The organism is Nocardiopsis sp. iso_238, from assembly GCF_056173325.1.
In genome coordinates, this window is record NZ_CM149668.1 from 464,474 (window position 1) to 483,384 (window position 18,911).

Sequence of the window (18,911 nt, forward strand, 5' to 3'; positions counted from 1 at the left end):
CATTCGCTCGTGGGAGTCCCGTCACCGGGACGTCGCCCCGTCTTCCCCCTGCCGTCAGGGCGACTCTCCTCCCCGTACGACCCCTGGAGAGAGATGGTCTCCGACATCTTCGCCGTCAGCGCTTCCTGGTCACGGTCCGTGATCGAGTTCGCCGACGGACTCGACCCCTGGATGCAGACGGCCGCGGAGTGGGGCACCGACCTGTTCCTCGGTGTGTTCGCGATCCTCTTCCTCATGGCCTGGTGGCGCGCCCGGTCCGTCAGCTCGCGCCTGGTCGGCCTCGCGCTCTTCGCGCCGGTCGCCACCGTCATCGCCTACGCGGTCAGCCGGACCATCAAGTCGTTCTTCGAACAGATGCGTCCCTGCCAGGCCATGACGGACCTGAACACCATCGCCACGTGCGACCCCATCGGTGACTGGTCCTTCCCGAGCAACCACGCCGCCATCGCCGGCGCCGCGGCCGCCGCCGTGATCATCGCCTGGCGCCGCTTCGCCGTCGTCGCGGCCGTCTTCGCCGTCCTGGAGGCCTTCTCCCGGGTGTTCGTCGGCGCCCACTACCCGCACGACGTCACCGTGGGCCTCCTCGTCGGTGCCCTCGTCGCCACCCTGGTCTGCCTGCTGGCCGCCCGCCCGATGACCGCCGTCGTCGACAAGCTGGCCGAGAACGACCGCCTGCGCCCCCTGCTGCGCGCCCAGGACGCGGACCACGGCCCCGAGGCCGGGCGGACCCGCGCGAACGCCCACAGCAACGTCTGATCCACCCTCCCCCTCCACGCGTGCCCCGTCCCCCCCCGGCGGGGCACGCGTGCGTTCCTGGCCAAGCGGGGCACAGGGGAACGTGCGACCAGGCGTCGCGGGGTTCGTCGTGACGGACGGCGCGTCCACCGGCTCGTGCGGGTGATCCGGCGCGACTGAGGGTGTGCGGGAACCGGCCCCGCAGGGGCCCGCGGGCGTTGCGGGGCGGGTCACGGTCGCGGGGGAGAGCACAGCTGACACACTGGTGAGGTGGGTACTCAACAGACTTCAGCAGAGCTCTTCCAGCGGGCGGCCGCCGTTGTTCCCGGCGGCGTGAACTCGCCCGTGCGCGCCTTCGGGGCGGTCGGCGGCACCCCGCCGTTCTTCGTCAAGGGCGAAGGCCCCTACCTCACGGACTCCGACGGTCGCCAGTACGTCGACCTCGTCTGCTCGTGGGGGCCGCTCGTCCTCGGGCACGCCGCCCCGAGTGTGGTGGAGGCCCTCCACGGCGCCGTCGCGGCCGGGACCTCCTACGGCGCCCCGACCCCCGGCGAGGTCGAGCTCGCGGAGCTGATCGTCGAGCGCACCCCCGTGGAGAAGGTCCGCCTGGTCAACTCCGGGACCGAGGCCACCATGTCCGCGATCCGCCTCGCGCGCGGGTTCACCGGACGCAGCAAGATCATCAAGTTCGCGGGCAACTACCACGGCCACGTCGACGCCCTCCTGGCCGCGGCCGGCTCCGGCCTGGCCACGTTCGCCCTGCCGGACTCCCCGGGCGTCACCGGTGCCAGCGCCGCCGACACCCTAGTGCTCCCCTACAACGACGTCGAGGCCGTGGAGCGCGCCTTCGCCGAGCACGGCGACGAGATCGCCTGCGTGATCGCGGAGGCCTGCCCCGCCAACATGGGCGTGGTCCCGCCCAAGGCCGGGTTCAACGCCCGCCTCAAGGAGATCGCGCACGCCCACGGCGCCCTGCTGGTCCTCGACGAGGTCCTCACCGGTTTCCGGGTCAGCGCCTCCGGCTGGTTCGGTCTGGAGGGCGTCACCCCCGACCTCATGACCTTCGGCAAGGTCATGGGCGGCGGCCTGCCCGCGGCGGCCTTCGGCGGACGCGCCGAGATCATGGACCGCCTCGCCCCGAACGGCCCCGTGTACCAGGCGGGGACGCTCTCCGGGAACCCGCTGGCCACGGCGGCCGGTCTGGCCACGCTGCGCGGCGCCACCCCCGAGGTCTACGCGCACATCGACCGGGTCTCCGCCCAGGTGGAGAGCGAGATCTCCAAGGCGCTCAGCGCCGAGGGCGTCACCCACCGGATCCAGGGCGGCGGCAACCTCTTCACGGTCTTCTTCACCGACCGCGAGGTCACCGACTTCGACAGCGCCCGCACCACGGACACCAAGGTGTTCGCCGCCTTCTTCCACTCCATGCTCGAACAGGGCGTCTACCTCCCGCCCGCCGCCTTCGAGGCGTGGTTCTTCTCGTCCGCGCACGACGAGGCCGCCGTCGGCAGGGTGGTCGACGCCCTGCCCGCGGCCGCCCGGGCCGCGGCGCAGGCCCAGTCCCAGGGCTGACCCGACCCGCACCTCGGAAGGATCCTCCACGATGACCACGACCACCGTCGTCCACCTCCTCCGGCATGGAGAGGTGTACAACCCCGAGAAGGTCCTGTACGGCCGCCTCCCCGACTACCACCTGAGCGATCGGGGACAGCGGATGGCGGAGATGGCCTCCGACTGGTTCGAGGGCCACGACATCGCCGCCCTGTACTCGTCGCCGCTGGACCGCACCCAGGAGACCGCCGTCCCGCTCCAGAAGGCGTTCGACCTCTCGGTGACCCTGGACGACCGGCTCATCGAGGCGGCCAACAAGTTCGAGGGGATGGCGCTGTCCGCCAAGTCGGCGCGCGATCCGCAGGTGCTCAGGCGTCTGTACAACCCCTTCCGGCCCTCGTGGGGCGAGCCCTACCAGGACATCGTCAACCGCATGGTCGAGGTCATCAAGGTCGTCCGGCGGGCCGCCTGGGGGCGTGAGGCCGTGTGCGTCAGCCACCAGCTGCCGATCTGGATGTCCCGTCGGGCGGCCGAGGGCAGGCGCCTGTGGCACCGGCCGGACCTGCGGGAATGTAACCTCGCCAGTGTCACGTCGCTGACCTTCGCGGATCAGCGGCTGGCCAGCGTCAGCTACGCCGAACCGGCAGCCGTCCTCTACGGCGACGGTCCGTCCCTTCCAGGGGCGTGATCCGCCCGGGTTGCCCGTAGCGGTAAGCTGGGCCCACGGGTGCGGTAGACGTGTGTACCAGTGACCGTCGTCCTCCCCGGGGCCCGCCCCGGTCGCACCGGCCACCCGCGCTGCGCGCGCGTGTGCCCGGGCGAGCCCAGCAACCGCATCCGAGCCAGCAGGTGTTCGTCACCAGTGGTTCGGCATGTCCGTACTCACTCGTCAGCGAGAAGGTGATCCCATGGGTTCCGTCATCAAGAAGCGCCGCAAGCGGATGGCGAAGAAGAAGCACCGCAAGCTGCTCAAGCGCACGCGTGTGGCGCGTCGCAACAAGAAGTAGGAGCGTTCGCGACGTAGGTCGTCTCTCCGCGGGCGCGGGCGGGCCGCTGGCACGCCCCGGACGCGGAGACACTTCACTTCCCTTGCCCGGCGTCAGCCGGGGAACGGAATTTTCCGGGTGTACCACTGTTGTGACTCACGGGTCATCTTCACCGGTTCGCCTCCGACGGGGGTGAGCGGTTCGTGGCCCATCCGGACCACCACCGTCTCCTTCCAAGGAACGTGTCTCCATGGCTCGTGTCGTACTCGTCACCGGGGTCTCCGGCCCCCTCGCGGCCGGGGTCGCCCAGACCCTGAGCCAGGGGCCCGGTGTGCACCGGGTGATCGGCGCGGACTCCGCTCCGCCGCCGAACGGCACCATGGGGGTCGAGTTCCAGCACGTCGACCTGCACGACGGCAGCCTGGACCGCATCGTCGCCGAGTCCGGCGCCGACCTGGTCCTGCACCTGGGCCTGGACACCGCGAAGGACCCCAACAGGGAGGACAACCTCCTGGGGACCATGCGGGTCCTGGGCGCGGCCCAGCGCTCCTCCACCGTCCGGCGGCTGGTGGTGCGCTCCAGCGCCACCCTGGACGCCGACGACGCGGCCGAGGTCGAACGGCACACCCGCGGCCTCCAGCGCCGCCGCCCGGACCTGTCCGTGGCCGTCCTGAGGTTCGCCAACCTCATCGGTCCCTCCGTGGACACCCCCCTCACCCGTTACATGGACTCGCGCGTCGTGCCCACCGTCATGGGCCGCGACCCTCGTGTGCAGTTCCTGCACGAGGACGACGGAGCCGAGGCGCTCGTGCGCATGGCGCTCAGTGACGAGACCGGCTTCTTCGACGTCTCCGGGGCCGACGAGGTCCCGCTCTCCGACTGCCTGCGCCGCGTCGGCGGCCAGCGCCTCCCGGTGCCCGCACGCGGCCTCAGGGTGCTGCGCGGTGTCGCCAGGCACGGCCGGATCGACTACGCCAGCTCCAGCGCCGCCCGAGCGGTGCGCGGCGGGCTGAGCGCCCCGCGTCTGGACCCCGCGCCGCTGTGCCGGGCCCTGGACTGGGTGCCCTCCTACAGCTCCATCGAGGCCTTCGAGTCCTACGCGCACAGCCGGGGCGGCTCGCCCCGGGGGGCGGGGCTCCGCCCGATCCACGTGCTGGCCCTGGCCCGCGCCACCCTGGGCCGGTAGCGGCCCCGCGCGGTCTCACCAGTCGCGCATCTCATCGGCCCAGGCCCGCAGCCCCGCCGCGAACCCCTCACGGTCCCGCTCCGGCAGGCGCTCCATCGCGCGCCGCAGCGGCGCCGCCCGTGCCGCCACCAGTGTCTCCACCGAGGCCCGGTGGTCGTCGGCCAGGCTCAGCAGGGTGCGTCTGCGGTTGTCCGGGTCCTCCTCCGCCACCACGAGTCCGGCGCGTCTGAGGTCCCCGGCCAGTTCGCTCGCGGTCGGCAGGGACACCGCCATCCGTCTGGCCAGATCGGAGACGCCGATCGACGGCACCACCGCCAGCTGGCCGAGTACTCCGCCGTGCCGCGCGGTCAGTCCGTGCCGTGAGAACGCCTCGGCGACGTCGGCGGGCATCTCCACGCGCACCCGGCGGAAGTAGACCTCCAGCTGAGGGATGACGCCCAGCTCCGCCACGAGTGCGCGGTCCCGTTCGTCGGGGGACTCCGGTGCCCTGTCTGCAGTCATGTCTACGATCATATGATTTGTCTTTCCGAACTGTTTGGAAAGGCGAAGCTTCGGGGTTAGGGTCGGTGGTACGCACCGTGACGGGGCTCCCCGCCCTGACCGACGGAGGAGAGGCGCCATGCCCAGGAACAGCCCGGAACCGGACCGGACCGGCTTCCTCGATCCCCATCCGTACGGTTACGTGTACGTCGGCGCGCGCGTGGCCCCTCCCCGGCACGGCGCCCTCGTTCGGCGCGACACGGACCGGGAGCGCGCCCTGGCGCGGTTCCGGGTGCTCGCCGACGAGCTGGAGGAGCTGCCCCCGGTCGTCTCCACCACGGTCTACGAGGCCGTGCTCATGCCGCCGCTGGAGGGCTCCCCTGGCTACGACGCGGTCCTGCTCGTCACCGTGGCCGCACCCGACCGCGTGGCGGACGTGCTGGACTCCGAGGCCTACCGCCAGCTGGACGGCGAGCTGGTCATGACCGCGCGCAACACCCGCCGCATCGGGGTGACCGGCGACGACCCCTCGGCCACCTACCTCCTCAACCACTTCACCGCTCCGGACCCCGAGCGCGCCGTGGCGGTCTGGGAGGAGCTGGCCCGCTGGTACGTCGACAAGACGGGCGTCGACAACTCCACCCTGCTCCAACCGCTGGACGACGCGCCCTACACGCTCGTCAACCACGTGCGCCTGCCCGGCGGGCCGGTGCGCTTCCTCCTCGCCCAGCTCATCAGGCCGAGTTTCTTCAAGAGGGTCCGCGCGGCCCTGCGGGCCGAGGGCATGAGCGCCCTGCCCGTGTTCTACCGGCGGCGGTGACGGCGGTGCGCCCGTGAGCTCGCGTGTGCCGCCGTCGCGCGCCAGCGGGGCGTCCGGGGCGCCGGGGGCGGTCCCGTCGTGCTCAGCGCAGGCTGAGGGCTCTGCGGTGTCTGACGGCGCGCACGGCCACGGCTCCGGCCACGGCACCCGCCACGGCGGCGGGCAGGGCCACCTTCAGGGCCGCCCGGTGCTTGCGGAAGTCGTGCACCGGCCACTCGTGGGTGCGCGCGTAGCGGCGCAGGTCGCCGTCCGGGTTGACCGCGTGCGGGTCACCGACCAACGACAGCAGCGGCAGGTCGTTCGAGGAGTCGCTGTAGGCCGAACAGGCCGCCAGGTCCCAACCCTCCTTGCGGGCCAGCGCGCGTACCGCCACGGCCTTGGCCGGACCGTGCATGAGGTCGCCGTTGAGCCGCCCCGTGTACACGCCGTCGACGCACTCGGCCTCGGTGCCCAGCGCGCCGGTCAACCCCAGGCGGCGGCGGATGATCTGCGCCAGCTCCACCGGGGTCGCGGTGACCAGCCACACCGGACGGCCCGCGTCCAGGTGCTCCTGCACGAGTGCGCGGGTGCCCTCCCAGATGCGGTCGGCCATGGTGTCGTCGTAGATCTCCTCGCACAGGGTGACCAGGTCCTCGACACCGTGTCCGGCGACGAAGGCCAGGGCGGCCTCGCGCGCGGCGTTGATGTGCTCCGGCTGCTCGCTGCCGGTCACCCGGAACACCGTCTGCCCCCACGCGAACCGCATGAGGTCCCGGGTGGTGAACAGGTCCCTGGAGGCCAGGCCGCGGGCGAAGTGGTAGATCGACGCGCCTCGCATGAGCGTGTTGTCCACGTCGAAGAAAGCGGCTCCGGGGCCGACCGGTTTCGGGGAAACGGCGTCGTGTGACACGGTTCTCTCCTGGCTGTGGTGGGGGAGGCAGCCCTCCGGATGTCCGGGGTGGCGCTTCCCCGCGTACTGCGAGCTTATGACCACCTGCGGGTGCCGGGCCGCGACAGGGCGAGAGCGCCAAACCTGGTGATGAAGGTCACAGTGTAGAGCGCGGTTTTGGCCCCCACTCTGCGGGATCTTCCCGGTCACCGCCCCGGAGAAGGTGCACGCGGTGCACATCCACCCTTTGCGGTGCAGCATCATGGTCGGGATGGTCACGGTAGGACTGACATTCATCAGCGCGTTGGTGGGCTGGAGCGCCACCGCCGCGCTGACCGCGTATGCCCAACGCCGTCCCAGTGTCTCCGCGATCGCCTGGCTGGTCGCGTCCCTGGGGGTGACGGTCGGCCTCAGCGCGGCGGTCATCGGGGTGCTCTTCGACTTCGGTCAGGTCACCTTCCGTCTGTTCCATATCGGCGTCAGCCTCCTGGGACCGCTCTACGCGGCCTGGGGCGCCCTGGAGTTCGCGGTCCGTTCACCCAACGGCCGCTTCGCCACGCGCCTCATCGTCACCGCCCTGACCATCGTTCCCCTGGTGGTGCTCAGCGTCGACCGCATCAGCGGCCGGTTCGACGCGGCCTTCCCCCCGCTGGGAGAGCACTACGACCTGATCCCTCGCTCGCTCATCAACGGCGTGCAGGGCTTCGTCGCCGTCCTCCTCGTCCTCGCGGTCGTCGCTGTCGCGCGCCGCGGTATCCGCGGCCCCGGCCGGACCGACCTGGCCGTGCTGGGTCTGGTCGCGCTCGCCGTGCTCCTCTCCGTCGTGGTCGGACGCATGGGGCTGGGCGCCCTCGGTCCGCTGCTGGTCCTCGGCGCCGTCTCCTCCCTCTGGGGTGCCGGGGCGCTGGCCGCCAAGCCGCGCCGCGACCCCTATGACGACGGGTACGACGACTACTACGACGACGAGTACGACGACGAAGACGAACTCGACGACGAGCCCCAGGAGGAGCCCGTGCGCCGCAAGCGCCGCAACGCCGAGAACTACGACGACCTCTACGAGGGCGCGCCCGCCGCCCCGCCCAGCAAGGTCCGCGGCGTCATCACGATCTACACGCTCGCCGACGGCCAGGGCGGCGGGTTCGACCAGCTCGCCAACGCGGTCGTGGCCGAGGTCTCCAAGCGCGAGCCCGACACCCTGCTGTTCGCCTCGCACACCGTGCCCAGCGCCCCCCTCCAGCGCATCGTCTACGCGATCTACCGGGACGAACTCGCCCAGGAGGAGCACGAGCAGCAGCCGCACGTCATGGAGTTCACACGGCGCCTCTCCGGGCACGTGGTGGCCACCAACGTGATCGAGCTCTCCCTCTCCGGCGCCGCCGCCACGGACGGCCTCGCCGCCATGCTGATGCCCCGCTGAGCAGGCGTTCCACGCTTTCTTCGGTCCCTCCGGCGCGGTTCGGAGGGGCCGCGTACCGCCCGTGGTCACGCCCCCGGCGCAACCAATGCGGCGCGCCCCGCGTCCCATCCCGGGTGAAGTACCCTTCCCTACAGGTTTTTCATGACCGGTGCCCGTCGGGTGCCGATGGCGTGTGACCGAGACCGGCCGGATGACCCAGCCGAGAGCCGCGCCGGAGCCAAAGAAAGTTGCTGGGAGCCCCGATGCGTAAGTTCCTTGTCGTCTTCCTGATCCTGCTCGCCGCGCTCGTCGTGGTGGCGGACGTCGGAGCGCGTTCGTTCGCGCAGAGCACCCTGGCCGGACGTCTGGCCGACCAGATGGAGATGTCCGAGGACCCGGACGTGTCCATCGAGGGGTGGGCCTTCCTCCCGCAGGTGATCAGCGGTACCTACACCGAGGTCAACATCCAGGCCGACAGCGCCACGATGGACGGCGTGACGGTGGAGAAGATCGAGGCCACCGCCTCCGATGTCGAGGCGCCGCTGAGCGACCTCATGGACCAGCCCACGGTGACCGCGGGCCAGGTGGACGGTTCCTTCGTGGTGCCCTACGCCTACTTCAACCCGTACCTGCCCGAGGGCATGACCATCACCACCGAGAACGGTGAGCCCCGCATCAACGGCGAGCTGGCCGTGCCGGAGCTGGGCCGGAGCGTCTCCGTCTCCAGCGCGGGCGAGTTCAGCGTCGACGGCGACACCCTGCACGTGACCCCGGTCGACATCGCGGTGGCGGACGTCCCCCTCAACGTGGACGACATGGTCTCGAACATGCTGACCTTCAGCGCCCAGGTGCCCGAGCTGCCCTTCGGCCTGACCGCCAAGGACATGGAGGCCACCTCGAACGGCCTCAAGATCACCGGCACCGGCACCGACGTCCCGCTGATGGGCTCCGAGGCCGTCTGATGGCCCCGGCGGCGGAGACGCTCGGCCCCGACGTGCTCGGAGCCGAGCTGGGCGCGAGGGCCACCCTCGTGCAGTTCTCCAGCGCCTTCTGCCAGCCCTGCCGCGCCACCCGCCGTGTCCTGGAGGACGTGGCGGGCATGGTCGAGGGGGTGGCCCACGTGGAGGTCGACGCCGAGTCCCGGCTGGACCTCGTGCGTCGGCTGGAGATCCAGGGGACTCCCACGGTGTTCGTGCTGGACGCCGACGGCCGGGTGGTCCGCAGGGCCGGGGGTCAGCCCCGGAAGGCCGACGTGATCGCCGCTCTGGGCGAGGCCGTGCGCTGACGGGCGTACCCCGCTCCGGCGCCCCCGCCCCCAGGCGTCCCACATTCTGGGACGCCTGTCCTGTGATCCAGGACACCCGTGACAAGATCGCGGTGCGGGCTGTAGCGTCTAGGACGTGACTTCCTTGACGAGCGCGTATCTGACGAAGCGACGAGCGGTGGACTTCTGCCGCGTCGCTGCCGCGCTCTGTCCGTGTCCCTAGGGCGGACGGGCCTTCCGAGCCCCCGCTTGCTCCGTGCGACCGGCCCCTTCCGAGTACGCGCTGGGAACGACGGCGTACACCCGTCGTTCGTCCCGGACCCCGACGACACCTGACGGTTCCCTCTCCTCCGTCGCCACCGTCGGTGACCCCGGGAACATCCTCCGTCGTGCCCGGAACGGCTCACCATCGCCGCGACCGCCCTCTCCCACGCGTAGTGCCTCTCCCGTGCCCTTCCGCGTCCCCGGTGAACGATCCGGTGGCCGTCAGGGGCGGGGAGGCCGCCCAGAAACCCCTGTTCCGGGCACCGCGCCCCCGGAACGCGACGCACCGACCGCACACGCGACACCGCACAGAAAGCACAGGAGGTTCCTCATGAGCCGCTCCGACGTCCTCGTGGACGCCGCTTGGGTGGAGGCTCACCTGGACGACGCCAACGTCGTCCTGGTCGAGGTGGACGAGGACACGTCCGCCTACGACAAGGGCCACATCCCCGGCGCCGTCAAGATCGACTGGAAGACGGACCTCCAGGACCCGGTCCGCCGTGACTTCGTGGACCGCACCGGCTTCGAGAAGCTGCTGTCCGCCAAGGGCATCGGCAACGACGACCAGGTCATCCTGTACGGCGGCAACAACAACTGGTTCGCGGCCTACGCCTACTGGTACTTCAAGCTCTACGGCCACGACAACGTCCTCCTGCTCGACGGCGGCCGCAAGAAGTGGGAGCTGGACTCCCGCGAACTCGTGGAGGAGGTCCCGGAGCGGGCCGCCACCGAGTACTCGGCCAAGGAGCAGGACTCCTCGATCCGCGCCTTCCGTGACGAGGTTGTGGAGGCCATCGGCACCAAGGACCTGGTCGACGTCCGCTCGCCCGACGAGTTCACCGGCAAGCTGCTGGCCCCCGCGCACCTGCCGCAGGAGACCTCGCAGCGCCCGGGGCACATCCCGACCGCGCGCAACATCCCGTGGGCCAAGACCGCCAACGAGGACGGCACCTTCAAGACCGCCGACGAGCTGCGCGAGCTCTACACCGAGGCCGGGGTCGACCTCGACAAGGACATCATCGCGTACTGCCGGATCGGCGAGCGCTCCTCGCACACCTGGTTCGCCCTGCACGAGATCGTCGGGCTGGAGAACGTCAAGAACTACGACGGCTCGTGGACCGAGTACGGCTCCCTGGTGGGCGTCCCGGTCGAGCTCGGAGAGGCTGAGGCCAAGTGAGCGACAGCTGCGGAGCACCCGAGGGGGGCGTGGCCCTGGCCGACGTCGACGCGGGCAACCAGGCGGTCATCCAGGGCACGGTGACCCGTGACGGCCAGCCGCTGCGCGGCGCCTACGCCCGTCTGCTGAACTCCTCCGACGACTTCGTCGGGGAGGTCGCCACCGGTGACGAGGGCACCTTCCGCTTCTTCGCCGCCGACGGCGAGTGGAAGCTGCGGGTCCTGGCCTCCCAGGGCTTCACCGGGGAGTACAGGGTGACGGCCGAGGTCGGCAAGGTCATCGACGTCCAGGTCGAGGCCTGACAGCGGTACCACCGCGCGCGGCGCCGGTGCCGGACGAATCACTTCGTCCGGCACCGGCGCCGCGCCGTTTCGCGTGCCCTCAGCGTTCCCTGGCCACGGTGTGCTCCGGGGGTTCCTCGGAGCCCTCGTGCAGCTCCGCCAGCTCCCGGTTGGCCTCCAGGGCCCGTCGCGCCCGGTCCAGCGTGACCTGTCGGATGAAGGGGGCGCTGAGGGCGGCGGGGAAGAGGGCGAACGCCACCCAGAGGGCCGGGCCCGGGTAGGAGTAGTGGATCGCGAACAGGCTGACCCCCAGGGCGTTGAGGCTCACGCCGTTGAGCAGCCAGGGGTTCTCCAGCCTGCGCACGCGGTGCTCGGCCACCCTGACAGTGAGGCGGGCCAGCTCGGGGTCGGGGGCGACCGTCCCGTCGCGCAGGAAGGGGCGTACCCGGCGCCGTTCCTCCGTGACGGGTTCCTGGAGCGCCAGAGCCCTCTCACTCCACCCGAACCGCTTTCGCCGGTGGTTCCAGAGCCCGGCCAGGACCAGCAGAACGAGTGCGGCGCTCTGGAGGAGCATCCCGAGGAGTGGGAGCGCGTGCGTCTGAACGGCCATGGGGGACTCCTCGTCGACCGCAACGCCCGGGAGCACCTGGGCGGGGCGTGTGAGGGGGATGGGGGAGAGGCCCAGGCGGCCCCTCCCGGGCGAGCCCCCGGCACGAGGCCACCATCATTATGTCGACCCGTGTCCCGGGACCGCGAGCCCGTTCGGGCCCGTGACGTCGGACTGATCCGTCCCCCGTGCTCCGTCCGGGCCTGGGTGCCTTCGGTGCCCGGTCGTCTCCTGACTCCCCGTGCGGTCAGCGTGCGCAGAGGAAGCGTTCCGGATCGGGGCACTCAGGGGACCGTCCCGATCGCTCGTGCCCGCGCCCCCCACTCACTCGGGCGGCGCTTCGGACGGGTTCCTCCCGGTGGGGCGGAGGCACTTGTCCACAGGTGTGGACGGGGACTGGAAAGCGGTGGGCGGCCCTGATTCACTGAAGGTCACGGTTCGTGTTCTCCGCAGCGTCCGGACGCCCCCGGCGCCCTCCCGCGAAGGGGCGCGGCCCGTGGCAAGCACGCCGGGCGCGGGCCCCCAGCCCCGACCTCCGACCCCCCTGGCCGGAACCCCCGCGTGAAGGTATCCCGGCGGTACTCCCCCCGCCGGTCAGGAGGTGTTCGGACGGTGCCCACACCACGGTCGTCGGCGGCCGCGGCCAGCACGCCCCGAAGCGAGGCGGGACGCACCTACCTCGGCTGGCGGCACAGGGTCGTGCTGCCGCCGCCGGGACCGGCCCCGCGCCGCCCCGCGCCGGCGGACGCGGAGACCCTGAGCCAGGAGTGGGTCGCCGGACAGTTCGACAGCGAGGCCCAGACCAACCGGCCGCTCCACTACGCCCTGGCGGGGCTCGGGCTGTTCGCCCTGCTCTGCCCGCTGCTGTGGACCCTGCGGATCCTCCCCGGAAGCCTGGCCCTGGGAGGTGTGTTCGCCTGCGCGGCGATCGCGGCACCGCTGGTCTTCGCGCTGCTCCAGAGCAGGCAGGTGATGGCCACCCGGCTCGAACGCGCCGAGGCGCGACTGGCCGAGGAGCGGGCCGCGCGGGAGCGGGCCCTGCACGACCAGCAGCGCGCACACGCGCGCCGGTACACCGAGTGGCAGGCCGCCGCGCGCGCCTACGAGGCCCAGCCGCGCTGGTACGGCGTGACCGTGCCCCCGGACGTCTCGTCGGTGCTCGTGGTCGGCGGCGGCGACGCCGGATGGTCGGCGCTGCTCACCACGGTCGGCATCTCCCGGCTGCGTGAGGGCGGCGACCTCACCGTCGTGGACCTCACCGGGCGTTCGGTCACCAGCGAGCTGGTCCGGCTGGCCAGGCGTTGCGCGGTGGGGCCCCGGCGCTGGGTCCTCCCGGCCGACCTGCCCCGGATGACCCTCGGCACCAACCTGGACGCCGGGCAGCGGGCCCGGGTCCTCTCGGCGGCGGCCGCCGCCTCCGGGCGTCTGGAGGACGCCGACGCGGACGAGACCCTGCTGCTGCGCCTGCTGGAGGTACTCGGTCCGGAGGTGGGAGTCGCCCGGCTCATCGGCGGGCTGCGCGCCCTGGTCACCCCCGAGGACGACACCGCCGAGGACGACGCCGCCCTGGCCCTGCTGTCCGAGGCCGAGCGGGCCCGGGTACGGGAGCGGTGCGCCGACGACCCGGGGATACGTGAACGCGCCTGGACGCTGGAGAACCGGCTCAGCCCCTTCGAGGCCGTGGGCACCAGGGCCGACGACGGGGCCTACGCCCAGGTCAAGATCATCTCGACGGACCGGGCCTCGGGGGAGGGCGCCGCCCGGGTCTACGGCACCTACGCGGTGGCCGCGCTCAGCGAACTCCTGGAGGCGCGCTCGCCCGAGCCGGCCTCCGCCGGACGACGCCCGAGGGCCCGGCCCCCTCGGACCCGCAGCGTGGTCGTCTGCGGCGCGGAGACCCTCCCGGCCGAGGAGGTGGACCAGGTCCTGGCCGCCGCGTCGGAGGGCGGAGTGGAGGTGGTCCTGCTGTTCCGCACCGCCGTCCCCGCCGCCCTGGCGCGCTTCACCGACCCCAGCTGCCTGCCGGTGGTGATGGGGCTGGACGACGACGCGGAGGAGGTCGGGAGAGCGGTGGCGGCGGCGGTCGCCGTGGCGGCCGACCCCCGGGACCTGGAGGTGCACCGGCTCACCGAGGTCATCGGCGCGGCCGTGGGCGGCACGGTGGTGGAACCGGCCGACGACGAGGAGGACGACGACCTCCTCTTCCCCTCCCCGCACACCGAGTCCGGGGCGCTGATCCGCAACGCCACGGCCGCGATCGCCCCCCTCGACCTGGTCCGCCATGTGAGATCGACCACGGCGTGGGGGCGGGTGACCAGTCAGGCCGCCGAGATCGACACCCCGGCGCGGCCCGACGTGGAGCAGGAACCGGGAACGTGCCCGCTCGGCCTGGACGCGCGGTCCCTGCGGGAGCTGCCGTCCACCGCCGCCCTCGTCCTCACCCGGGGCGGGCCGATCCTCGCTGACACCAACCCGGGTATCCTCACCCTGTCCACGGCCACCCTGGCCACGGTGGACGACAACCGGAACACCGGGACCAGCGGGAACGTTGGGGCCAGTGGTGGCGGCAGAGCCACCGCCGGAGCACCGGTGTCCCGGCGCGGTACCGGGGCCGGCGAGCCCCGGAAGGCGCACGCGGGCGGCTCCGAGCCGTTCGGGGGCACCGCACCGGCGGAGGTCCCCCTCCGACCGGACCGCACCGTTCGGGACGACACCCCCGGGGCGACCAGCGGATCCGACGGCCACGGCGTCGCGGAGACGGCCGGGACCGTGGGCCGCACCGACCCGGAGAAGGCCCCGCCCAACCTCGGGCCGCCGCCCGAGCGCCTGGACTGGCGGGTCTGAGGTTCGGTGGACAATAAGCTTGGCCCGACACATCGCCCGCCGCCGAAGCGCGTCCGTGCGGGTGATCTACCGATCGTGGAGAATTGATGAGCGAGCTTCCCTTGCGCGCCCAACTGGCCTCGGTACTGGGCAGGAGCGCAGCCAGCCTGTCCAGGGCCACCGGACGCGGAGACGGCTCCGTCATCGGTGGGCGCGTCGCCCTCAAGGTCGAGCCCGACCTGCTCGCCAAGCTCGCCCAGGGCCGTCGCCTGGCCCTGGTCAGCGCCACCAACGGCAAGACGACCACCACCCGGCTCATCGCGCAGGCCCTGCGTGAGTTCGGGGACGTGGCGACCAACGAGTACGGCGCGAACATGCCCACCGGGCACATCACCGCCCTGTCCGACAACAAGTCGGCGGTCAACGGTGTGCTGGAGGTGGACGAGAAGTACCTTCCGCAGGTGCTCAAGGCCACCAACCCCTCCTTCGTGGTCCTGATGAACCTGAGCCGCGACCAGATGGACCGCGCCTCGGAGATCAACCTGCTCGCGAAGAAGTGGCGGACCGCCCTCTCGCAGAGCAACACCCACGTCATCGCCAACGCCGACGACCCGCTCGTGGCCTGGGCGGGGCTCGGCGCCCCGAACGCCACCTGGGTGTCGGCCGGGCAGCGCTGGAAGGAGGACTCCTGGTGCTGCCCCGAGTGCGGCGGTCACCTCAAGCGCGACGTCGACCCGCACTGGGAGTGCCCCGAGTGCGGCCTGGCGCGGCCCCGGACCACCTGGGCGGTGGACAACGACAACGACGTGCTGATCGCCCCCGACGGCCAGCAGACCAAGCTCCGGATGAACCTGCCCGGTGACGCGAACCGCGCCAACGCCGCGATCGCCGCCGCCACGGCCGCCGGGTACGGCATGCACCCCGAGCGCACCATCGAGCGGCTGCGCGAGGTCACCTCGGTGGCCGGGCGCTACACCTCCGTGGTCACCATGGGCGTCGAGGTCCGCCTGCTGCTCGCCAAGAACCCGGCCGGATGGCTGGAGTCCTTCGCGGTCCTGGACCCGCCCCGCGTCCCCGTGATCCTCGCGGTGAACGCCCAGATCCCCGACGGCAAGGACACCTCCTGGCTCTGGGACGTGGACTACACGGTGCTGCGCGACCGCAGGGTGTTCGTCATGGGCGAGCGCCGCACGGACCTCGCGCTGCGCCTGGAGACCGACGAGGTGCCCTTCGAGGTCGCCGACCGCGTGGACGAGGTGCTGGGCAAGCTCAAGGCCGAGCGCCCCGACATCACCAAGGTCGACGTCATCGCCAACTACACAGCCTTCCAGCAGATCCGCACGGCGTACGGCCGCGTCCAGTAGGAGACACACACCCATGTCGAACACCAGCAGCGCCCTGCGGATCGTGTGGATCTACCCCGACCTGCTCAGCACCTACGGGGACCAGGGCAACGTCCTCATCCTCAAGCGCCGCGCGGAACTGCGCGGCATCCCCACCGAGATCGTGCACGTCCACTCCAGCGACCCGGTGCCCGAGCAGGGCGACATCTACCTGCTCGGCGGCGGCGAGGACCGGCCGCAGATCCTGGCCGCCGACCGGCTGCGCGCCGACGGCGGTCTGGCCCGGGCCGCCGCCCGCGGGGCCTGCGTCTTCGCGGTCTGCGCGGGCTACCAGATCATCGGTGAGAGCTACGGCGACGACGACGCCAACCCGCTCCCGGGCGTGGGCATCCTCGACATCCGCAGCACCCGCGGCCAGACCCGCGCGGTGGGCGAGATCGTCGCGGACGTCGACCCCGCCCTGGGCGTCGGCCGGATCACCGGTTTCGAGAACCACCAGGGGCGCACGGCGATTGGTCCCCAGGCCAGACCGCTGTCCACCACGGTGAAGGGCATCGGCAACGACGACCACACCGAGGGCGCCTACCAGGGCCAGATCCTGGGCACCTACCTGCACGGCCCGGCCCTGCCGCGCAACCCGCAGCTGGCCGACCTCCTGCTGCGCTGGCGCGTGGGCCAGCTGAACCCGCTCCCCCCGGCCTGGGGCGAGCGTCTGCACGACGAGCGCCTGGCCGCGGCCCTGCGCTAGGTCACACCCGATCGGGCCCGGTGGGATCTCCCACCGGGCCCGATCGCGTCCGGAAGGAATGAATCACTCCGTCACCGCCTTGTCACCCGACATGAAGGCAATAGCACTACAGCAGTACGGATCCGCCGACGACCTGGCCCTGGTGGACCTGCCCGATCCCAAGGTCGCCCCGGGGGAGGTCCTGATCCGCGTGCGCGCGGCCGGGGTGAACCCGGTGGACTGGAAGCTCGCGGCGGGCGGTCTGGACCCCGTCATGGAGGCCGACTTCCCGCTCGTCCCGGGGTGGGACGTCTCCGGTGTGGTCGAGGCCGTCGGGTTCGACGCGGGGGAGTACGCGGTCGGGGACGAGGTCTACGGCTACCTCCGCAAGGACTGGGCCAAGAACGGCACCTACGCCGAGCTGGTCTCCGCGAGCGTGCGTCTGATCGCGCCCAAGCCCGCGTCACTGGGCTGGCAGGAGGCGGCCGGGGTGCCCCTGGCGGGGCTCACCGCCCTCCAGTCCCTCAAGCGCGTCTCGGTGGGTTCCGGTGACACGGTGCTGGTGCACGCCGCCGCGGGCGGTGTGGGGGCGTTCGCTGTGCAGATCGCGGTCGCCCGGGGCGCGCGGGTCATCGGCACGGCGAGCGAGCGCAACCACGACCACCTCCGCGCGCTGGGCGCGGAACCCGTGACCTACGGGGACGGGCTCACCGAACGGGTGCGGGCGCTCGCGCCCGAGGGCGTGGACGCGGTCCTGGACTTCGTCGGCGGCGGGGTGGCCGCGCTCCCGGTCACGGAACACCGGGAGCGGGTGGTCTCGATCGCCGACCCCGGGGTCCTCGCGGAGGGCGGACAGTACCTGTGGGTCCGGCCCGACCACGACGACCTGGTGGAACTCTCCGCTCTGGCGGACGCGGGCGCGCTGAAGGTGCACGTCGACCGCGCGTTCCCGCTGGCGGAGGCGGCCGAGGCCTGGCGCCTGAACCAGACCGGCCGCACCCGGGGCAAGATCGTCCTCACGGTCTGACGCCCGCGCGGCTCCCGGACGGGGCGCGGACCGGTCACCGGTCCGCGCCCCGTTCCGGTCGACTACCTGGGCTTGTTGCGGAAGTCGCTGAGGTCGGCGTTGGCGCCGGTGTCCGGGTCCACGACGACCTCCTGGCCCGCGGCGATCCCGTCCACGACCAGGTCGGAGTCGACCGGGACGGTGCGCTTGACCAGGCCCAGGGCGATCGGTCCCAGCTCGTGGTGGCGGGAGGACGTCCCGACCCGGCCGACCCTGCGCCCGTCCAGCTCGATGTCGCTGCCCAGCTTCGGCAGCCGCTCCACGGTCCCGTCCAGGTGCAGCATCACCAGGCGGCGCGGCGGTCGGCCCAGGTTGTGCACCCGCGCCACGGTCTCCTGACCGGGGTAGCAGCCCTTCTCCAGGTGCACGGCGGAGCCGATCCAGTCCATCTCGTGCGGGATGGACCGCTCGTCCGAGTCCAGCCCCGGGCGGGCCCGGTGCGCGGCGATCCGGTGCGCCTCGTAGGGCCACATGCCCGCCGGGCGGGCCCCGGCGGCGGTGAGCTTCTCCGCGACGGCCACGAGGTCGCCGGAGGGCACGAAGAGGTCGATCTGGTCCTCGGCGGCGCGGTTCAGCACGCCCTCGGCCACGGCCGCCACCTTGGAGCGCTCCGGACCCAGCACCGTCAGCACGGAGAACGCGTCGGACAGGTCCTCGACCTCCACGCGCAGCGTGAACACCATCGAGTCCAGGAACTCCGCGAGCGCCGGTCCGCCGCCGGGTTCGGTGTGGATCCACGTCGTCTCGCCGTCGTCCACCAGGGACAGGTGGTGGCGCAGGTGGCCCCGGGTGTCCAGGACCAGCGACTCGGTGGCGACACCGGGGGCGAGGTTCCGGGTCAGCTGGCTGGTGATGTCGTTGAGCCAGCCCAGGCGGTCCGGTCCGGTCACGCGCACCACGCCACGGTTGCTCCGGTCGACCCAGGCGCTGGAACGCTCCATCGCGCGGGCCTCGTGGGAGGGGTCGCCGTAGTGCGCGGCGACGTCGGAGTCGGGGGTGTCGGCGCTCACGGCACCCGGTGTGGTCAGCAGCGGCGAAGTCATGGAACCGAGGTTATCCGGCCCGCCAAACGCCCCGGGGCACCCCTTCTGAACAGGGAAGACGGAGCTCCGAAAATCACTTGCCCCACCCCGGCCACGGGACGTACCTTCGGAGCACGCAGGAAAGGAGGTGGTCCGAGAAATGATTCATTCGAGGACTGGCGAGGTGGCCGTCCGCTAGGACGACGCTGAGCGTTCGCCCGACGTCGTTCGCGCGAATACCTGACGGACACCCGAACCCCGGGCTGCCGGACCTGGTCCGACCGGCCCCGCACACGCGGGACAGAGCCCGGGGTT

Annotated in this window: 20 protein-coding genes; 16 read left to right on the top strand and 4 right to left on the bottom strand. The window is 72.1% G+C overall.

The window, feature by feature from the left end; genetic code table 11:
- The first annotated feature begins 93 nt into the window (after positions 1 to 93).
- The 5 genes from AC0VYL_RS02105 (at position 94) to AC0VYL_RS02125 (ending at position 4,458) form a co-directional block, all read left to right on the top strand.
- On the top strand, positions 94 to 756 hold the full coding sequence (locus tag AC0VYL_RS02105) for a phosphatase PAP2 family protein (RefSeq protein WP_475482162.1): 663 nt from the start codon (positions 94 to 96) through the stop codon (positions 754 to 756).
- Between the two features lie 249 nt (positions 757 to 1,005).
- Positions 1,006 to 2,307 (top strand): glutamate-1-semialdehyde 2,1-aminomutase, encoded by a 1,302-nt coding sequence (hemL, locus tag AC0VYL_RS02110; RefSeq protein WP_475458544.1) that lies wholly within the window; start codon positions 1,006 to 1,008, stop codon positions 2,305 to 2,307.
- A gap of 31 nt (positions 2,308 to 2,338) precedes the next feature.
- Complete coding sequence (locus AC0VYL_RS02115; protein WP_475458546.1) at positions 2,339 to 2,974, top strand: histidine phosphatase family protein; 636 nt, start codon at positions 2,339 to 2,341, stop codon at positions 2,972 to 2,974.
- A 220-nt stretch (positions 2,975 to 3,194) separates the two neighbouring features.
- Positions 3,195 to 3,293, top strand: coding sequence for a 30S ribosomal protein bS22 (locus AC0VYL_RS02120; RefSeq protein WP_013155353.1), 99 nt, complete (start codon positions 3,195 to 3,197; stop codon positions 3,291 to 3,293).
- A gap of 229 nt (positions 3,294 to 3,522) precedes the next feature.
- Positions 3,523 to 4,458, top strand: a complete 936-nt coding sequence (locus AC0VYL_RS02125; RefSeq protein ID WP_475458549.1) for an NAD-dependent epimerase/dehydratase family protein — start codon at positions 3,523 to 3,525, stop codon at positions 4,456 to 4,458.
- 15 nt (positions 4,459 to 4,473) lie between these two features.
- Here the strand turns inward: AC0VYL_RS02125 and AC0VYL_RS02130 are convergent, their stop codons facing one another.
- Positions 4,474 to 4,959, bottom strand: coding sequence for a MarR family winged helix-turn-helix transcriptional regulator (locus AC0VYL_RS02130; RefSeq protein ID WP_475458551.1), 486 nt, complete (start codon positions 4,957 to 4,959; stop codon positions 4,474 to 4,476).
- 118 nt (positions 4,960 to 5,077) lie between these two features.
- Between AC0VYL_RS02130 and AC0VYL_RS02135 the strand changes: the two genes are divergently transcribed.
- Positions 5,078 to 5,758 carry a hypothetical protein gene (locus AC0VYL_RS02135; protein ID WP_475458553.1) on the top strand — a complete coding sequence of 227 codons (681 nt, stop codon included), beginning with the start codon at positions 5,078 to 5,080 and terminating at the stop codon, positions 5,756 to 5,758.
- Between the two features lie 82 nt (positions 5,759 to 5,840).
- Here AC0VYL_RS02135 and AC0VYL_RS02140 read toward each other — a convergent pair whose 3' ends face one another.
- Positions 5,841 to 6,647 (bottom strand): HAD family hydrolase, encoded by an 807-nt coding sequence (locus tag AC0VYL_RS02140; RefSeq protein WP_475458556.1) that lies wholly within the window; start codon positions 6,645 to 6,647, stop codon positions 5,841 to 5,843.
- Between the two features lie 241 nt (positions 6,648 to 6,888).
- On the opposite strand from AC0VYL_RS02140, the gene AC0VYL_RS02145 reads away from it, so the two are divergent.
- The 6 genes from AC0VYL_RS02145 (at position 6,889) to AC0VYL_RS02170 (ending at position 11,029) form a co-directional block, all read left to right on the top strand.
- A complete protein-coding gene (locus tag AC0VYL_RS02145; RefSeq protein WP_475462910.1) occupies positions 6,889 to 8,043 on the top strand; it encodes a putative quinol monooxygenase in 1,155 nt (384 codons plus the stop codon).
- 242 nt (positions 8,044 to 8,285) lie between these two features.
- Entirely contained in the window at positions 8,286 to 8,984 is a 699-nt protein-coding gene (locus AC0VYL_RS02150; RefSeq protein ID WP_475458558.1) for an LmeA family phospholipid-binding protein, read from the top strand.
- Entirely contained in the window at positions 8,984 to 9,307 is a 324-nt protein-coding gene (locus tag AC0VYL_RS02155) for a TlpA family protein disulfide reductase (RefSeq protein WP_475458560.1), read from the top strand. The genes AC0VYL_RS02150 and AC0VYL_RS02155 overlap by 1 nt, the downstream gene beginning before the upstream one ends.
- Before the next feature lie 115 nt (positions 9,308 to 9,422).
- A complete protein-coding gene (locus AC0VYL_RS02160; protein ID WP_355267795.1) occupies positions 9,423 to 9,509 on the top strand; it encodes a putative leader peptide in 87 nt (28 codons plus the stop codon).
- A gap of 372 nt (positions 9,510 to 9,881) precedes the next feature.
- Entirely contained in the window at positions 9,882 to 10,727 is an 846-nt protein-coding gene (locus tag AC0VYL_RS02165) for a sulfurtransferase (RefSeq protein WP_475458562.1), read from the top strand.
- The gene (locus tag AC0VYL_RS02170; RefSeq protein WP_475458564.1) at positions 10,724 to 11,029 is read left to right on the top strand and encodes a DUF1416 domain-containing protein; all 306 of its coding nucleotides are present in this window, start codon (positions 10,724 to 10,726) and stop codon (positions 11,027 to 11,029) included. The genes AC0VYL_RS02165 and AC0VYL_RS02170 overlap by 4 nt, the downstream gene beginning before the upstream one ends.
- A 79-nt stretch (positions 11,030 to 11,108) precedes the next feature.
- Here AC0VYL_RS02170 and AC0VYL_RS02175 read toward each other — a convergent pair whose 3' ends face one another.
- Entirely contained in the window at positions 11,109 to 11,618 is a 510-nt protein-coding gene (locus AC0VYL_RS02175) for a hypothetical protein (RefSeq protein WP_475482163.1), read from the bottom strand.
- Positions 11,619 to 12,227: 609 nt separating this feature from the next.
- On the opposite strand from AC0VYL_RS02175, the gene AC0VYL_RS02180 reads away from it, so the two are divergent.
- From AC0VYL_RS02180 to AC0VYL_RS02195, 4 genes are all read left to right on the top strand, one after another.
- Positions 12,228 to 14,459 (top strand): hypothetical protein, encoded by a 2,232-nt coding sequence (locus AC0VYL_RS02180; protein WP_475482164.1) that lies wholly within the window; start codon positions 12,228 to 12,230, stop codon positions 14,457 to 14,459.
- A gap of 86 nt (positions 14,460 to 14,545) precedes the next feature.
- Positions 14,546 to 15,802: a MurT ligase domain-containing protein gene (locus AC0VYL_RS02185; protein WP_475458572.1), complete on the top strand. Its 1,257-nt coding sequence runs from the start codon at positions 14,546 to 14,548 to the stop codon at positions 15,800 to 15,802.
- 13 nt (positions 15,803 to 15,815) lie between these two features.
- The gene (locus tag AC0VYL_RS02190; protein WP_475458574.1) at positions 15,816 to 16,529 is read left to right on the top strand and encodes a type 1 glutamine amidotransferase; all 714 of its coding nucleotides are present in this window, start codon (positions 15,816 to 15,818) and stop codon (positions 16,527 to 16,529) included.
- A gap of 91 nt (positions 16,530 to 16,620) precedes the next feature.
- Positions 16,621 to 17,535, top strand: a complete 915-nt coding sequence (locus AC0VYL_RS02195; RefSeq protein ID WP_475462911.1) for an NADP-dependent oxidoreductase — start codon at positions 16,621 to 16,623, stop codon at positions 17,533 to 17,535.
- 62 nt (positions 17,536 to 17,597) lie between these two features.
- Here AC0VYL_RS02195 and ygfZ read toward each other — a convergent pair whose 3' ends face one another.
- On the bottom strand, positions 17,598 to 18,617 hold the full coding sequence (ygfZ, locus tag AC0VYL_RS02200) for a CAF17-like 4Fe-4S cluster assembly/insertion protein YgfZ (protein ID WP_475458576.1): 1,020 nt from the start codon (positions 18,615 to 18,617) through the stop codon (positions 17,598 to 17,600).
- Positions 18,618 to 18,911 lie beyond the last annotated feature (294 nt).

Coding starts and splice junctions, on each gene's coding strand:
- AC0VYL_RS02105 (WP_475482162.1), top strand. CDS start 94: ATGGTCTCCGACATCTTCGCCGTCAGCGCTTCCTGGTCACGGTCCGTG.
- AC0VYL_RS02115 (WP_475458546.1), top strand. CDS start 2,339: ATGACCACGACCACCGTCGTCCACCTCCTCCGGCATGGAGAGGTGTAC.
- AC0VYL_RS02120 (WP_013155353.1), top strand. CDS start 3,195: ATGGGTTCCGTCATCAAGAAGCGCCGCAAGCGGATGGCGAAGAAGAAG.
- AC0VYL_RS02125 (WP_475458549.1), top strand. CDS start 3,523: ATGGCTCGTGTCGTACTCGTCACCGGGGTCTCCGGCCCCCTCGCGGCC.
- AC0VYL_RS02130 (WP_475458551.1), bottom strand. CDS start 4,959: ATGACTGCAGACAGGGCACCGGAGTCCCCCGACGAACGGGACCGCGCA.
- AC0VYL_RS02135 (WP_475458553.1), top strand. CDS start 5,078: ATGCCCAGGAACAGCCCGGAACCGGACCGGACCGGCTTCCTCGATCCC.
- AC0VYL_RS02145 (WP_475462910.1), top strand. CDS start 6,889: ATGGTCGGGATGGTCACGGTAGGACTGACATTCATCAGCGCGTTGGTG.
- AC0VYL_RS02150 (WP_475458558.1), top strand. CDS start 8,286: ATGCGTAAGTTCCTTGTCGTCTTCCTGATCCTGCTCGCCGCGCTCGTC.
- AC0VYL_RS02155 (WP_475458560.1), top strand. CDS start 8,984: ATGGCCCCGGCGGCGGAGACGCTCGGCCCCGACGTGCTCGGAGCCGAG.
- AC0VYL_RS02165 (WP_475458562.1), top strand. CDS start 9,882: ATGAGCCGCTCCGACGTCCTCGTGGACGCCGCTTGGGTGGAGGCTCAC.
- AC0VYL_RS02175 (WP_475482163.1), bottom strand. CDS start 11,618: ATGGCCGTTCAGACGCACGCGCTCCCACTCCTCGGGATGCTCCTCCAG.
- AC0VYL_RS02185 (WP_475458572.1), top strand. CDS start 14,546: ATGAGCGAGCTTCCCTTGCGCGCCCAACTGGCCTCGGTACTGGGCAGG.
- AC0VYL_RS02190 (WP_475458574.1), top strand. CDS start 15,816: ATGTCGAACACCAGCAGCGCCCTGCGGATCGTGTGGATCTACCCCGAC.
- AC0VYL_RS02195 (WP_475462911.1), top strand. CDS start 16,621: ATGAAGGCAATAGCACTACAGCAGTACGGATCCGCCGACGACCTGGCC.
- ygfZ (WP_475458576.1), bottom strand. CDS start 18,617: ATGACTTCGCCGCTGCTGACCACACCGGGTGCCGTGAGCGCCGACACC.